Below are 15,099 nucleotides of genomic sequence, written 5' to 3'. Positions count from 1 at the left end.
GTTCTTTATGCTGAGGTCCGTATGACAAACGTCGCCCCCGGTCATGCCACTGCAACCCTATCCGGCCGCGAGCTAGCGCTCCAGCGCCGACAGGCTATGGCGCGTCACGGTAAGACCAGCCTCGCCAAGGCCGCGCAAGCCGACAAGCGCTCCGCGGCCAGCCGTATGCAACTGAATGCGGCGCATATCACCAGCGCCCATCACGGTGGTGTTTCGGCCGCATCGGCGGTGGTGTCGGCAGCGGGCATGGTGTCTACGCTCACCCCGGAGGCGTCGAAGTCCGCGGCACGAGCCCGGCGGCAGGCGCTGTCCACGGTTGGTAAGGTGGCGTTGAAAAACGCCGGACACGGCGCGGCATCGCGCCCGGCGGCGCATCTGCGCCCGGGCCGTGCGGCGCCCGCCGAGGTGCGTGGCGCCGATTGCGGTTGCGGCTGCGGCGGACAATGCAGTTGTGGTGGACAATGCGGCTGCAGCCGCGGCGCGGAGCGCAAGGAAGCGGCGCAAATCAGCGCGCCGGCGGTGGAGCGCGCAGCGCTGAACGGGAAAGAGGCCGTCACCGGCCGCGCGCTGGCCAAGATGCGTCGTGCTGCGCTGAATCAAGATGGCAAGGCGGGCCTCAAGCGCGTCGCCCAGGCGACACGGATCGCCGCGGCGATGCCGAACCAGGATTGGCAGAGTGCCATGCTCAAAGGCGCAACCGGCCGTCAGGTCGCGATGCAGCGCCGGCTGGTGCAGGCGCTGGCGGGCCGCGTCGACAAGACTTCCGGCGCCGGCACTCAGCCTACCGGTCGGATGCGGGCTCGCAACGTGATCCCGGCTCCGGCCAAGGTCGAGGAGGGGCATACCCTGTTAGGGCAGACCGTCACCGGCACCCAGGTGGAGCGCATCGCCAAGGTGACCGGTAATGAGCCTGGCTCCTGCCGGACGATCACCGGCACCGAATATATCGGCTTCGAGCAGTTCCAGACCCTCTGCGGCACCCGACCGGAGCCGACACCACCGAAGGTGGCGGTCAGCAGCACGCTGCGCGAGCAACGCATCACCGGCACCGCGCTGGGTCGCTCCACCAAAACCACCGGCGATGAGCCGGGCGCCTGCCGTGCCGTGACCGGCACCGAATATCTCTCGACCGAGCGCTTCGAGCAATTCTGTTCGACGCGGCCGACTGCGCCCCTGGGGAAGGTGGCGCTCACCCGCACCGACAAGGGCCAAACCGTAACCGGCGCGCTGGTCGATCGTCCGCGCCGCGTCACCGGGGTCGAGCTCGGCGCTGACCGCGCCATCACCGGTACGCGTTACAGTCAGGGCGAAACCGATGACGCTCCGCCCAAGGTAGCGGTCTCTCATACGGCTGCGGGCAGACCTGTCACTGGTACGGCGGTGGGCCGCAGTGAGCGGCAGACCGGCGACGAAGCCGGGAGTTGCCGCGCGATTACCGGCACTGAGTATCATACTGTCGAGCAGTTCCGTGATTTTTGCCGGACTGCGCCGCCGGACGGCCCGCGAAAAGTCAGCGTGATGTCCACCCGCGACGAGCAGACCGTCTCGGGGACCGCGGTCGATCGGTCGTCCAAGGTGACCGGCAATGAAGTCGGCTCCTGCCGCAGCATCACGGGCAGCCAGTACTACACCACGGCTGATTTCGCTGGACTGTGCCAGAGGCCAGGTCCTCAGAAAGTGGCCGAGATGCAGACGCTGCGCGGTCGGACCGTGACTGGCTCGGAGGTCGCTCCAAGCCCAAAATCCTCCGGTGATGAGTCATATGGGTGCGAACCCGTCACCGGCACGGACTATATTGGCACCCGCCAGTTGGGCGCTGTCTGTCAGGCTGCGCCTACCGTCTATCCGGTGAGCAAGGTCGTGGTCGACACCACGCTGCGCGGCCAGACGGTCACGGGTATCGCCGCTGGACGCGCGGAACAAGTCACCGGCAACGAGGCCGGGGCCTGTTCGCCGATCAGCGGCACTCCGTATATCGGTCAGGGCCAGTACGCCGCGTTCTGTCAGGCGCCGCAGCGCGACCAGCAGGCTGCGCGGGTGCGCGATAGCGCAGTGATCCCGGCCACCGTGGTCACCGGCGATCGGCCGGGCGCAGGCGGGTCGCAAGTTACCGGCGACGAGCGCGGTGCTTGTAAGTCGATTTCGGGAACGCCCTATCTTGGACTGGACAATATTGCGTCCGGGCAATGTGCGATGAGCGATCGCTTCCGCGCGCGCGATGTGGATCAACGTCCGCCCGCTCCCCGGGATTTCAGTGTCAACATTCCGGCGCGGCAGGCGCGCGAGCAGCGCCAAACTGAGATCATCACTGGCAGTGGCATGGGTAGCTCGCGCATCACCGGCCCGATCAACAAGGCCGACGGCCTGATCACCGGTACGCCCGAATTCCGCCACGGTGACCAGGTGCGTCGTCCTCGCGGGGACGAGCCGCCGCCGCTCCCTGCGGCGCAGCGCTTGAGCGGTGAAGGCAGCCAGCAGGGCCGGCGCGTCTCGGGAGACGCCTGGGACGGTGACACCCGCGTTACCGGCACCGAGGGTTCGTCCAGCCTGGCGCGCAACCCGTCAATGCGCGGCCAGCCGCGTGGCACCGGGGTTAGCGCCATGTCGTTTCGCAACGTCGAGCGGCCGGTAGTGCCCGACTCGGTGATCACCGGCTCGGCCGGTAATACCCGGGGTGGCGCCACGGTGACCGTCTCCGGCGGGGCGCGCGGCTGAGGATCGCGGACATGGACACGCGCAAACGTCTTCAAGCCCTGCAAGGAGCGCCGAATCCGGTAGCCCCGGCGGCGAGGGCGTCCAAGGCGGTGGCCATGCCCGATAATCCGGCATGCATGATCGGCAGCGGTCAGCTGTGCGAGCACGCGCTGGTCGATCGCGATCTCAATCGACTGTTGTTCGACTATGAGCAGACGGTGCGCTCGCGCTTTACACGTATCGTCGATGTCCTCAAGCGCATCTCCACGCATCAGCACGACGAAAACTTCGCCGAGCGCGCGCAACAGCTCGCCCGCGAGCAGCTCGGTTTCGATCTGCCGCCGCAGGTGCTCGAGGACGCCTGGGTGTGCGGGCTGGATTTGTCCGCCCTGCATTCGCGTTGCATATTCAGCGGCCTGAAGTCGTGCGTCGACAATGCGGAGGCAGAGCAGGCCGGCTGGCGCCAGCGCATGCCGCTCGATGAAAATTTCCTGCGTTCATGCGGCTATCACACCGTGGACATCAGCCCCTGCTCCGACGGCCGGCTGCAGGGCGTCAGTCCCTATGTGCTGCGCATTTTGCCCGGGCCGAACGTGCGGGTGAAGGCGTATGCCGGTGCACTGTTCGATGTCGAGGTCGATGTCGCCGACTGGGCACAGCGCGAAGTCGAGCGATTGTCGGGCGCGATGGTCGATGGTGAGCGCTTGAACTACCTCAAGATCGCCGTCTATCACTTCAGCAGCTCCTCGCCCGACGCCCAGGGTTGCGCCGCGCACGGCAGCAACGATCGTCAAGCCACCGAGGCAGCGCTGCAGCGCTTGCAGCACGAGTTGCGCGAGGCAATCGATCGGACTTTCGGCGCGGGCGCTGCGCCCGACGTGCTGCTCATCGGCGTTGACACGGATTTGGATGCCCTGCGCATCCACCTGCCCGACAGTTTAGGAGAGATCAACGCGCATCGCTACTTCGAGACCGCGCAGATCTACCGCGACACCCTCGGGCTTTCGTCCGAAGCGGCGCGGGCGCGCATCGCCGAGATCGTCGCCGATGCCGAGGGCATGGGCGGCTGGGGCCAGGGCAACGGCCGCATGCACGAGGGCATGCGCCGCCTGGTGCTGGCGCTGGCCGAGGCCAATCTGTCGCAGATCGAATACGTCATCAAGCATCACACCGGGCGCTACGCGACCATCGGCCATGACGAGGAGTGCATCGTCGCCGGTGAAGCGGTGCGGGTGCTGCAACTGCGCAATCTGTTTTATTTCGCCCACCTCGACACCATTGAGGAAGGCGCGCCCGACATGGACGTCGGGATCAAGATCTTCGGCAAGCTCAATGTCGCCCACGGTCTGCCGGTGCCCGTGCTGGTGCACTTCGAATACGACGCGCGGATCCCCGAATCCCGTGAGCGGGCGATTGCGCGCGGCCGGCGGGTGCGCGACGCGATCGAGGCGCGTTACCCCGATCTGGTCGCGCAGGGCCTGCTCAATTGCGCGATTGCGGTGAGCGATCGCACCGGCGGCGAGTGCTGTGACTTTGTCACCGACGCTGCCGTCGACGATCATTGAGGACATATGCGTCATGAAAATCATGCGTGTGAAAACAACCCTCGTGTCGACCAATCGCATCAATGCCATGGGTCACCGCCCACTGCTGGTCGTGCAGGAAACGTTGAATGGACCGCGCAGCGTCGCGGTCGATGCCGTCGGCTGCATCCCGGGAGACTGGGTGATTTGTGTTGGGTCGTCCGCGGCGCGCGATGCCGCCGGGGCCAGGGACTATCCGTCCGATCTGACGATCGTCGGCATCATCGACCACTGGAATCCGGAGAGCGCGTGATGGAAGTCTGGCGCGTGGTCAATGATTTGGTCTGCACCCGGCGTGTACCGGGAATGAGCTCGGCGTCGCTGCGTATCCTGAAGAGCCAAAAGGGAGAAATCTCGGTGGCCACCGACCCGGTCGGAGCGCCTCCGGGCAAATGGGTGTTCACCGCCGCGGGCACCGCCGCACGTATGGCCATGCCCGATCGAACAGTGGCCACCGACCTGACCATCTGCGGCATCATTGATGGCTGGGAGGAGGAGTGACCGACGCGGTGAGCAAAGAGAAAAACGGCGCGCGCGGCGTCGAGGTGCAATGACTAGCTTGAGAATCTTTTTTTTCGACAACAAGGAGCGAACAGATGGCTGAAATTATGGGTATTGCCCTGGGCATGATTGAAACTCGCGGATTGGTTCCCGCGATCGAAGCGGCGGACGCGATGACCAAGGCCGCAGAAGTGCGCTTGATCTCGCGTCAATTCGTCGGCGGCGGCTACGTCACCGTGCTGGTGCGCGGCGAGACCGGTGCGGTCAACGCGGCGGTTCGTGCCGGCGCTGACGCCTGCGAGCGTGTTGGCGACGGCTTGGTGGCCGCGCACATCATCGCCCGCGTGCACAGCGAGGTCGAGGGCATCCTGCCGAAGGCGCCGAGCAACTAAGCGCGGCTTTTTTCTACTGCAAGTAACTGGAAGGACAACGACATGGCAGAAGTCAACGGCATTGCCCTTGGCATGATTGAAACCCGCGGATTGGTTCCCGCGATCGAAGCGGCGGACGCGATGACCAAGGCCGCAGAAGTGCGCTTGATCTCGCGTCAATTCGTCGGCGGCGGCTACGTCACCGTGCTGGTGCGCGGCGAGACCGGTGCGGTCAACGCGGCGGTTCGTGCCGGCGCTGACGCCTGCGAGCGTGTTGGCGACGGCTTGGTGGCCGCGCACATCATCGCCCGCGTGCACAGCGAGGTCGAGGGCATCCTGCCGAAGAAGCCTGAATCCAACGGTGGCGGCCGCGACTCCGAGACCACGTCCACCCGCAGCTGATCCTGCGCGGAGCGTGCCATGGCGGACGATCGGCGAACCCCGGGCTGGCTCGCACGCGCGCTCAACCACGAGTTGGCGGCGTGCAGCAGTATCTCGCCCAAGCGTGCTCGCACGCTGGTGGGGAGATGCCGAGCTGGCGCGCAAGCCGCACGCCGAGGCGGAGCAACCGGATTATGCCGAGCGTTTGATGGCGCGGCCGATCCTGCTGGGTATGACACCTTGCGGCGGGCCGTGGCCCGCGGCGCGGCGGGGCCGCACAACGGCCCGGGGTCCAGGCCCTGCAGCTATATGCCGGCGCGCTGACGTACACGCACCGGCTTCGCGGCAACGGCACCGCGTCGCTGTTCGAAGCTTTGTTACAGGAGGCGCTAGCGTATCTCGACCACGTAACCCAGATCGAACCGGGGTAGGACGCCCATGACTGATGATTTCCAAGGTTGGGAGCGCCGCGACAAGCCGCCGACGTTGTTTCGCCGCTTCGCATTTGCGCAATATGCGCAGACGCGTGCCTTCCTCGACGCGCTATCGGCGCTGTCCGAGGAGATTCAACGCCATCCGCAGAACATCAACTTCGGCACCACCTACGTCAACGTCACCCTGGGGGCGGCTGACGGCGCCACCTTAGGCGCCGAGGACGAACTGTTCGCCCGCCGTATCGCTGTTCTGGCCGAGCGCGGGGAGTGATCGATGGGCGGCCCATTGGTCATAGCGGTGATCAACCAGAAAGGCGGCGCCGGCAAGACCACCGTGGCCATGCATCTTGGCGCGGGTCTGACGCGGCGCGCAGCGGCGGTGGTGGTCGATCTGGATCCCCAGGGCTCGGCCACGCAATGGGCTGCGGCAGGCACACAATCCTTTCCCGCCACGGTCAAGCAATTGCGCGTGGGCACGGGTGCGATCGATCTGCGGCGGGACTTTCGCGCCTACCCTTTCGTCGTGCTGGACTGCCCGCCTGCGGTCGACAGCCGTGCAGCGGCGCTGGCGCTGCAAAGCTGCGACGTTGCCGTCATCCCGGTGCTGCCCTCGCCGGTGGATCTGTGGGCCAGCCTGAGGCTGCCGCAGGACATCGATGAGGCCAGGCGACCCAATCCTCGCCTGCGCGCCTACCTGCTGCTGAACCAGATCGAGGCTCGCAGCGCGCTGTCGGCGGCGATGCAGGAGGCGCTGGCCGAGTTCGGCCTGCCAGTGCTGCGCACCCCGGTGCGCCGCCGCGGCATCTACAAGACCGCCGCGCTTGAGGGCGTGTCGGCATATGAATTGGGGGCGCGCGGGCAAAGTGCCGTCGCGGAAATCGAAGGCCTCATTGAGGAGATTCTTGCATGACCAGCATCAAAGACAAGCTCGCAAGCAGCGTGCGTCAGGCCAAGACCACTGCAGAGTCCGCCCCCGCCGACAAGGCAGAGGCACACAAGACGCCGTCCTCGGCCACCTCCAAAGAGGCTGCCGCCGCTAATCCCGCGCCTGCAAATTCAGCGGCGGCCGAGCCGCCGGCGAGCCTGCAGGAGTTGTTCCCCGACCGCATTTGGCCGGATTGAGTTTTTCCAGGAAGTTGATCATGCGTGACGATCTCTCCAAGCGCGGCTACCTGCCGCGACGTGACCCTGCCTTCCACGTGCCCGCGCCCGCGCCCGCGCCCTCTGCCGCGCCCGGCAGCGTGGCCCTGCGCCCGGTAGCTGATACGGCCGGCTTTGCTCCGGCCGTACTCGATGCCTTTCGCGTGACCAAGGAGCCCTACTATCGATCGGTGGCCGATGAGGTCGAGCTCTATGAAGCCGCCTATTCGGTTCGCATGCCGATGATGCTGAAGGGTCCGACGGGTTGCGGCAAGACGCGCTTCGTCGAATACATGGCATGGAAACTCGGCAAGCCGCTGGTCACCGTTGCCTGCAATGAAGACATGACCGCCAGCGACCTGGTCGGCCGCTTTCTGCTCGACGCCAACGGCACTCGCTGGCAGGACGGGCCGCTGACCATGGCCGCGCGTTTCGGCGGGATCTGCTATCTCGACGAAGTGGTCGAGGCGCGGCAGGACACCACAGTCGTGATCCACTCCCTGACCGACGCACGGCGCATTCTGCCACTGGAGAAAAAGGGCGAGATCGTCGAGGCGCATCCGGATTTCCAGGTCGTCATCTCGTACAACCCCGGCTACCAGTCGCTGATGAAGGATCTGAAGCAGTCGACCAAGCAGCGGTTCGGCGCGCTGGACTTCAACTACCCCGTGCACGAGCTCGAGGCCGAGATCGTCGTGCACGAGAGCGGCGTCGCGTTGGACGCGGCGAAAAAGCTGGTGCACATCGCCGAGCATGCGCGCAACCTCAAAGGCCATGGGCTGGATGAGGGCATCTCCACCCGCATGCTGATCTACGCCGGCTCGCTGATTTCCCGCGGCGTCGCGCCGCTGGCCGCCTGCCGCGTAGCGCTGGTGCGCCCGATCACCGACGATCCCGATATGCGTGACGCGCTCGATTCCGCGGTGACGACTTATTTCTGAGCGTCTCCGAGCGGTCTGCGCGCTGGAAAGGAAAATTGAGGTCGGCCGAGGCCATCATCGCTAGGCAGTCCGAATTTGTAAATCATGGCCATCCACCTCGACGAATTCCAGGAGCTTCTCGACGAACTGCCCGGCGGTGCGCAGGAGCTGTTGCGCGCCTCCTGGAACGAGGCGGCGCGGGCTCTCAGTCCGCGCGGGCTGGACAGCTATCTCAAGGGCGCGTTAGCGCTGCACCATCTCGGTCGCGGCGAGGACCTCGTGGTGAGTTTCATCCAGTCCATGCCGGAGGTCGGGCGTGCCATCGGCGAGGAGGTGCTGCCCGATCTGGTCAACTTCCTTCTGGGCATGGCGTCCAAAACCTCCGGGCAGGTGTTGGCGCTGATCGTCGGCACCGCGCCGCTGGTGGCCCACCGCGTGGGCGATGCCGAGCTGTTTCGCCACTATCTGAAAGTACTGGAGATCGTGGCGGCGCAGGCTCCGCGCGGCCTGCGCCCGATGCTGGAAAACCTCGACCGCCTGCTCAATCAGCTTACTCTGGGCGGGCTGCGCCGCTGGGTGCAATGGGGCGCACAGGCGTACAAGGCCGATTTCGAGGGGCAGGCGGCCTATTTCGGGCTGCAGAGCGCCGATGCGCAGGCTGTGCTGCAGCAGGAGCGCAAGGGCACGCTGTTCGTCGACATCCAGCGGCGGCTCAACATCTACATGCGCGCGATCTGGGGTCGCGATTTTTTTCTGCGCCCCACCGCCGGCGACTACGAAAGCCGCGAAGGACTCAGGCCGTATATCGAGCATTATATCATCTACATCGCGGATGCTTATGACGACTACAAACCCGAGGGCGATGCGACTGCACCCGATCGGGTCGTCAGCGCGCTCGAAGTTTACCGCGCCGCCGCCAACCACTGCGCCGCGCATCTGGTGTTCACCGACAAGCAGCTGTCGATGCAGACGCTGCTGCCGGTACAGATGGCGCTGATCGAGCTTTTCGAGGATGCGCGGGTGGAGGAGCTGGCGATCCGCAAATTCCCCGGGATGCGCCAAGCCTGGCTGGCGCTGCATCCGGTGTTCGACTATTCGGCCCAGCCGCAGACCGTCGGTGAGTTGCTTGACCGCCTCGCCCGCGCGCTGCTCGACCTCGACTCGACCGACCCGCACCCCTTTGTGCGGCGGGGCGTGGCGGCGTTTCGCGCCCAGTCCGATCTGGCCAGCAATCAGATGAGCTGGAATCTGGGAGTGGACTTATCGCACCGCTTGTTCGAGCTCGACCTGCCTACCTACAACAAGCTCACCGATGGGCTCAGTGCCGTCTATCGCGACGACAACCGTGCCGTCTGGTATCTGGAGGAATACGACGAGGCGCAGGTGATGGCCGCCACCTGGGAGACCCGCCAGCAGGTGCGCAGAAAAGTCAACGTGATGGAAATGGTCAACGAGGTGGACGTCGAGTTTTCCGGCGACGATGCGCAGGAGGTTTGGGAGCTCCCCACCGAGTTCTATCTCGACCAGGAGAACGTGAGCATCAACTCGCTCGAAGGCCGCCCGCCGATCTCCGAGCCCTTCCACTATCCGGAATGGGACTATCAGATCCAACTCGAGCGGCCCAATTGGGTGACGTTGCTTGAGTACCATCCGCAGCTGGGCGAGCTGGAGGTAATCGAGCGCATCATCCTCGAGCACAAGCCGGTCATCTCGCGGCTCAAGTTCCTGATCGAGTCGATGGTGCCGCAGGGCATGCAGCGCATCCGTCACATGGAGGACGGTGACGAGATCGACATCAACGCCGCGGTGCGCGCGATGATCGACATCCGCATCGGCCAACAGCACGATCCGCGCATCATGATGCGCTACAAGCGTGCGCTGCGCGATCTGGCGGTGTTGGTGCTGCTGGACATGTCCGAGTCGTCCAACGACAAGGTGCGCGGCCACGACTACTCGGTGATGGACCTCACTCGCGCCGCCACGATCTTGCTGGGCGGTGCGCTGGACCGTATCGGCGACCCGTTCGCCATTCACGGCTTTTGTTCTGACGGCCGACACGACGTGCACTACCAACGCTTCAAGGATTTCGAACAGCCGTATGACGATCTGGTCAAGGCGCGGCTGGCGGGGATGAAAGGGCGGCTCTCCACCCGCATGGGTGCAGCGCTACGCCATGCCGCGCATTACCTGGCGCAGCAGCCCAAGAGTAAGCGCGTGATCTTCGTCGTCACCGACGGCGAGCCTGCCGACAACGATGTGACCGATCCGCAATACCTGCGCCACGATGCCAAGGCCGCCGTGGAAGAGCTCGGCCGCCAGGGCATCACGGTGTATGCGCTGTCGCTCGACCCGCATGCCGACCAGTATGTGTCGCGTATCTTCGGTCTGAAGAACTTCACCGTCATCGACCAGGTCGAGCGCCTGCCGGAAAGACTGCCCATGCTCTACATGAGCCTGACGCGGTGAGGGCGGGCTGAGAATGAAGATCACCCTGCGCACCTACGTGTTTATGGACGCGCTGCAGCCGCAGCTGGCGTCCTATATCGCGACGTCCTCGCAAGGCTTTCTGCCGGTGCCCGGCGATGCCTGCATGTGGATCGAGGTCGCTCCCGGCATGGCGGTGCACAACCTCTCGGACATCGCGCTGAAAAAAACCAACGTGCGCATGGGCGAGCAAGTCGTCGAGCGCGCCTTCGGCTCGATGGAACTCCATTTCCGCAACCAGAGCGAGGTGCTCGCCGCGGGCGAACTGATCCTGCGGGCGCTCAACACCACCATGGAGTCGCGGCTGCGCTGCAAGGTGGCGTGGAACGAGATCATTCGCGCCATCACGCCCGACCACGCTACACTGATCAACCGCCAATTGCGCAAGGGCTCGATGATCCTGCCCGGCAAGAGCATGTTCATCCTGGAGGTCGAGCCGGCGGGCTATATCGTCTATGCCGCCAATGAAGCAGAGAAGGCCGCGCACATCACTTTGGTGGACGTCAAAGCCTTCGGTTCTTTCGGCCGCCTGACCATGATGGGCAACGAGGCCGAGGCCGAGGAAGCGCAGCGCGCCGCGCTAGCCGCGATCGATCGCCTGAACCAGCGCGCCGTCCCGCACACGTGAGCCCCATGGAAATCGACTCGATTGCAAAAAAGCTGCTGTTCTCCACCGTGCGAGTGGATACCGAACTCGAGGACGGCAGCGCCGGCTCGGGCACGGCCTTCATCCTCAGCCACACCCACGCCGGGGGAAGCACGCCGTTCATCGTCACCAACCGCCATCTGGTCGAGGGCGTGCGCCGCGGCGGCCTGGTGTTCACCCAGACGAGCGAGGGCAAGCCAGCATTCGGCCAACGCTTTCAGCTCAATATCGACGACTTCCCCGCGGCGTGGTTCGTCCACCCCGATCCCGAGGTGGATCTGGCCATTGTACCGCTGCGACCGCTCGAGCGTGCGGCACGGGATTTAGGCGTGGAGCTGTATTACCACGCGATCGACAGCCAGCGCATTCCCGATGCGGCCACGGTGCGGGGCTTCGACGCGCTCGAGGAGGTGCTGTTCGTCGGCTATCCCAGCGGAGTGTGGGATCAGGTCAACCTCATGCCCATCCTGCGCCGCGGCACCACGGCCACGCCGCTGGAACTCGACTTCGAGGGGCACAAGCAATTCCTGATCGACGCCGCAGTGTATCCCGGATCGAGCGGCAGCCCGGTCTTCGTGGTGCGCGATGATCCGCTGCGCCCGCGCGGCGACTCGGCGCGCACCATCTGGTTCGCCGGGGTGGTGGCGGCGGTGTTCTTCCGCGAAGAGGCCAACCAACTTGTGCCCGGGCCAGTGCCGGCGCAGACCCAGGCTCAGTCCATCGGCGCGGAGATGATCGACCTCGGCCTGGTGATCAAGTCCGAATCCGTACGCGAGCTTATCGACGCATACGTGCGCAAATGGCTGTCCGACTGAAGCCGCCCGCGCCGTCGCTACGATGTCTGGCATGAATGCACGGGACGTCCCGTCCGCGGTTTCGGTCGCGGTGGTTAGCGTATTTCGCAAAAGCAGCAGTATAGCCAATTGAAGGACAATCGTTTCGCTAAATCGCAACAGCGAGGCGGCGTTTCGCGATTGCTGCTCCCTGAAAAACCACGCAGTGCTTAGTTAGTACGGCCACTCCTGCGCGCTCAGGCGGCGCTGCTCTGCGTAGTGCGGCCGGTTGGTTAGGTTCAGGATCAAGCCATCCGCCGCTGTCGTGAATTGCCCGCGAGTCCCTACCACTACGTCACCATACGGCTTTGCGCTGTAAGTCAGCTTGGTGCACAATTTCACGATGTCCGGGTGCTCAAACGAGACGCGTACCTGATGCGCAAATTCATTTCGGATTTTCCTGATGAGGTTGCACTCGGCTCTCTCTCGTTCGGAAATCGCTCCTACCGCAGCGGCCAGTCCAATCTTCGCAGCAAATGTGCCCAGCGGAGCGTTCACGCCTTCAAGAAGCGATTTCAATCCAGCATTTTTAATGAGAAAGGCAGAGAGGATTCTTTCGAGAAGACTGTCGATCATGGCTGCGGCAGCAAGTGCAGCGCCTCGCTCTGTCTCGCGATTGAAGTCGCCGAGAAACGCAATGAATTCTGCAAGGTGCGGATGCGACTCTGCGAACGGCTTTTGCATGCTTCAAAATAGCACGACGCTGGTGAAAACAAGGCTCGCCAACCCAGTCCGTTGTCCTGATGGCGGCAATTAAGAGAGAAAATTTTCCGATAATTCTATCTAAGTCACTAATTTTGTTTATTTATTGGCGGAGAGGGAGCCCGCCGAACGTTTGTCCCTAAGTGTTCGTTCATGATCGCCAGTGCTTTGAATAAATACACGTTTTCTTGGCCAACAAGGTCAATTTGTCCGTAGCCGTACGTCGCTATTCGCCGCTAATCGCGTTTTATTTGGGGACTGAATTGTGGACCGGGGTGGCCCGACGCGGCAGAGGGGTGGACCTTTTATAACCGGGGCTAATCCAGGCCTGGGGTCCACAAAAGGACCCCCTCATGGCCGGCCACCTTACTGCTCGAAAAGTCGAAACTGCTAAGCCAGGAAAATATGGCGACGGCGATAACCTCTACTTGATCGTCTCGCGAAGCGGTTCGCGCAAATGGGTCTTGCGTTTCACATGGCGAGGCAAAGCCAAGGAAATGGGCCTTGGAAGCGCAGGAATTGTGACACTCTCCAATGCGCGAGAGAAGGCGATCGCTGCCCGTCGCAAAATAGCACAAGGAGTAGACCCGATCGACGAACGGAAGCGCGACGGGGGCATTCCCACGTTTGGCGAGATGGCCGATGTTGTGCGGGAAGCTTTGTCGGCTGGTTTCCGCAACGAGAAACATAAGGCGCAGTGGAAGTCGACATTAGAGACCTACGCGGCTCCATTGCGCGAAATCCCTGTCGATGCCGTCCGTACTGACGACGTGCTTGCTGTCCTGAAACCTATCTGGACGATCAAGCCCGAGACGGCTTCGCGGGTACGGGGCCGGATCGAAAAGGTGCTCGACGCGGCCAAAGCCCGGGGCTTCCGGCAAAGCGATAACCCCGCGCGGTGGCGTGGTCATCTAGACCACCTTTTGCCGCAGCCCTCAAAATTGTCCCGTGGTCATCATGCCGCGATGCCCTACGAAAAAGTCGCAGGCTTCATCGCACAGCTTCGGAGGCGAGAAGCCACTGCGGCGCGGGCTCTGGAATTGTGCATTCTCACCGCCGCTCGCTCTGGCGAAATATTAGGAATGCAATGGTCCGAAATCGACCTGGACAAGGAACTCTGGACAGTTCCGGCGAGCCGAATGAAAGCGGGTCGCGAGCATCGCGTGCCGTTGTCACCGCCGGCCGTCGCAATCTTGCGGCAACTGGGAGAACTAAAAGCAGGGGACTTTGTGCTTCCAGGGCGGGCGCACGGCAGGCCATTATCCTGCATGGCCATGGAAATGGTTCTGCGACGGATGAACATTCAAGACGCCACGGTGCACGGCTTCCGTTCCAGCTTTCGTGACTGGGCGGGGAACGTCTCGAACTTCCCACGCGAGGTCGTGGAGACGGCGCTGGCCCATGTCATCGGCGATAAAGCTGAACAAGCCTACCGACGCGGCGACGCACTGGAGAAACGTCGCAAGCTCATGGATGCTTGGGCCGCATATTGTAAGCCGTCCAAGGAAGGCGCCGTGACGGTGCCTCTGCGGTAACCACGATACGCGACTGTATTGCACCATTGGTCTTTCCGGCGTTGTCGATTGAGGCCGCCGCCCTAAGTCCAATTTAGAAGATGACAGCGAAAGAAAGCATATGCCGAAACACATGGCACAGCCGACGCTCAGAAATGACGTGCTGCGGGTTGCTGACCTAGCCCGGATATCCGTCGATGAGCTGCGCGATCAGTTCTGCATTTCCGTCTGCGATAGACTGGAGAAAATCTGGAACAGCGATGAGCTTGTAGCCTCGTTAGCTCCCGGACCCGCCCTGATTAAAGCGGCTGAGGCGGCGCGCACTCTTAGTGAAGCAGTTTGCAGTATGAACAAACAGGATCGGGTGGATCTCGACAAAATAGCCCGTCAGGATCCAGAGCTATCGCAAGAGCGGTTTCGTGGAGCTACAGAACCATTTCAAATAAATGAGTTAGATCATACCGTTTGGTTGCTGGCCCTCCTATTCAGCACCGCTGTTGGCAAGTCCTGGCCGCCGATGCACGGCCTTAGAGCACTACGAGAAACATCGGGTAGGCCAAGAGGAGATATCGGCAACCCGGTTTTTCAGGATCTTGTTTTTAGCATTCTGTCGTGTGCCATGGAGGCCGGCGGAAAATTGACGGTAGATAAGAACAACAATAAGGGAACCTTGATTGAGGCCCTCGGCATTCTTCGCCCGCACTTTCCTCCAGGCGTTGTGCCAAATGTGTTGTCCGGCAGTACGCTCTCCAGACTAAAATCAGCTCATTCGAAAGCCGGACTTTTTATCTTGGCATTTCAATCAATGGTGCCAAACGGCACTGGACCATAAATAGAGAAAAAGCGGCCATTTTTTCGCAAGCCTCATCACGGTAGATCAGCTGCGTTCGCACGGA

Annotated in this window: 16 protein-coding genes; 15 read left to right on the top strand and 1 reads right to left on the bottom strand. The window is 63.2% G+C overall.

Annotated elements, in window-relative coordinates:
- The first annotated feature begins 21 nt into the window (after positions 1-21).
- The 13 genes from ACSZOQ_RS15655 to ACSZOQ_RS15595 all read left to right on the top strand — a co-directional run bounded on the left by ACSZOQ_RS15655 (position 22) and on the right by ACSZOQ_RS15595 (position 11,969).
- Complete coding sequence (locus ACSZOQ_RS15655; RefSeq protein ID WP_439923357.1) at positions 22-2,715, top strand: CsoS2 family carboxysome shell protein; 2,694 nt, start codon at positions 22-24, stop codon at positions 2,713-2,715.
- 11 nt (positions 2,716-2,726) lie between these two features.
- On the top strand, positions 2,727-4,259 hold the full coding sequence (locus ACSZOQ_RS15650) for a carboxysome shell carbonic anhydrase (RefSeq protein WP_439923356.1): 1,533 nt from the start codon (positions 2,727-2,729) through the stop codon (positions 4,257-4,259).
- Positions 4,260-4,272: 13 nt separating this feature from the next.
- Positions 4,273-4,530, top strand: a complete 258-nt coding sequence (locus tag ACSZOQ_RS15645; protein WP_439923355.1) for a carboxysome peptide A — start codon at positions 4,273-4,275, stop codon at positions 4,528-4,530.
- Positions 4,530-4,778, top strand: a complete 249-nt coding sequence (locus ACSZOQ_RS15640) for a carboxysome peptide B (RefSeq protein WP_439923354.1) — start codon at positions 4,530-4,532, stop codon at positions 4,776-4,778. The genes ACSZOQ_RS15645 and ACSZOQ_RS15640 overlap by 1 nt, the downstream gene beginning before the upstream one ends.
- Before the next feature lie 95 nt (positions 4,779-4,873).
- Positions 4,874-5,170, top strand: a complete 297-nt coding sequence (locus ACSZOQ_RS15635) for a BMC domain-containing protein (protein ID WP_439923353.1) — start codon at positions 4,874-4,876, stop codon at positions 5,168-5,170.
- A gap of 42 nt (positions 5,171-5,212) precedes the next feature.
- Positions 5,213-5,551: a BMC domain-containing protein gene (locus ACSZOQ_RS15630; protein WP_439923352.1), complete on the top strand. Its 339-nt coding sequence runs from the start codon at positions 5,213-5,215 to the stop codon at positions 5,549-5,551.
- Positions 5,552-5,968: 417 nt separating this feature from the next.
- A complete protein-coding gene (locus tag ACSZOQ_RS15625) occupies positions 5,969-6,235 on the top strand; it encodes a 4a-hydroxytetrahydrobiopterin dehydratase (protein WP_439923351.1) in 267 nt (88 codons plus the stop codon).
- A 3-nt stretch (positions 6,236-6,238) separates the two neighbouring features.
- Positions 6,239-6,874, top strand: coding sequence for a ParA family partition ATPase (gene parA, locus ACSZOQ_RS15620; protein WP_439923350.1), 636 nt, complete (start codon positions 6,239-6,241; stop codon positions 6,872-6,874).
- Positions 6,871-7,086 (top strand): hypothetical protein, encoded by a 216-nt coding sequence (locus ACSZOQ_RS15615; RefSeq protein ID WP_439923349.1) that lies wholly within the window; start codon positions 6,871-6,873, stop codon positions 7,084-7,086. Before parA ends, ACSZOQ_RS15615 begins: the two co-directional genes overlap by 4 nt.
- 20 nt (positions 7,087-7,106) lie before the next feature.
- A complete protein-coding gene (locus ACSZOQ_RS15610; protein ID WP_439923348.1) occupies positions 7,107-8,045 on the top strand; it encodes a CbbQ/NirQ/NorQ/GpvN family protein in 939 nt (312 codons plus the stop codon).
- A gap of 84 nt (positions 8,046-8,129) precedes the next feature.
- Positions 8,130-10,490 (top strand): nitric oxide reductase activation protein NorD, encoded by a 2,361-nt coding sequence (locus tag ACSZOQ_RS15605; RefSeq protein ID WP_439923347.1) that lies wholly within the window; start codon positions 8,130-8,132, stop codon positions 10,488-10,490.
- A 13-nt stretch (positions 10,491-10,503) separates the two neighbouring features.
- The gene (locus ACSZOQ_RS15600) at positions 10,504-11,136 is read left to right on the top strand and encodes a hypothetical protein (RefSeq protein WP_439923346.1); all 633 of its coding nucleotides are present in this window, start codon (positions 10,504-10,506) and stop codon (positions 11,134-11,136) included.
- A 5-nt stretch (positions 11,137-11,141) separates the two neighbouring features.
- On the top strand, positions 11,142-11,969 hold the full coding sequence (locus tag ACSZOQ_RS15595) for a S1 family peptidase (protein ID WP_439923345.1): 828 nt from the start codon (positions 11,142-11,144) through the stop codon (positions 11,967-11,969).
- A gap of 192 nt (positions 11,970-12,161) precedes the next feature.
- Here ACSZOQ_RS15595 and ACSZOQ_RS15590 read toward each other — a convergent pair whose 3' ends face one another.
- Entirely contained in the window at positions 12,162-12,671 is a 510-nt protein-coding gene (locus ACSZOQ_RS15590; protein WP_439923344.1) for a transcriptional regulator, read from the bottom strand.
- 371 nt (positions 12,672-13,042) lie between these two features.
- On the opposite strand from ACSZOQ_RS15590, the gene ACSZOQ_RS15585 reads away from it, so the two are divergent.
- Together ACSZOQ_RS15585 and ACSZOQ_RS15580 are read left to right on the top strand one after the other, a co-directional pair.
- Positions 13,043-14,224 carry a tyrosine-type recombinase/integrase gene (locus ACSZOQ_RS15585; protein WP_439923343.1) on the top strand — a complete coding sequence of 394 codons (1,182 nt, stop codon included), beginning with the start codon at positions 13,043-13,045 and terminating at the stop codon, positions 14,222-14,224.
- A 100-nt stretch (positions 14,225-14,324) separates the two neighbouring features.
- Positions 14,325-15,035, top strand: a complete 711-nt coding sequence (locus ACSZOQ_RS15580; protein WP_439923342.1) for a hypothetical protein — start codon at positions 14,325-14,327, stop codon at positions 15,033-15,035.
- The last annotated feature ends 64 nt before the right edge of the window (positions 15,036-15,099 follow it).

The sequence above is a fragment of the Nitrobacter sp. JJSN genome (assembly GCF_051912485.1).
Lineage (GTDB): Bacteria > Pseudomonadota > Alphaproteobacteria > Rhizobiales > Xanthobacteraceae > Nitrobacter.
The sequence above is the reverse complement of the archived record's forward strand: the minus strand, read 5'-3'. Positions and strand labels throughout refer to the sequence as shown.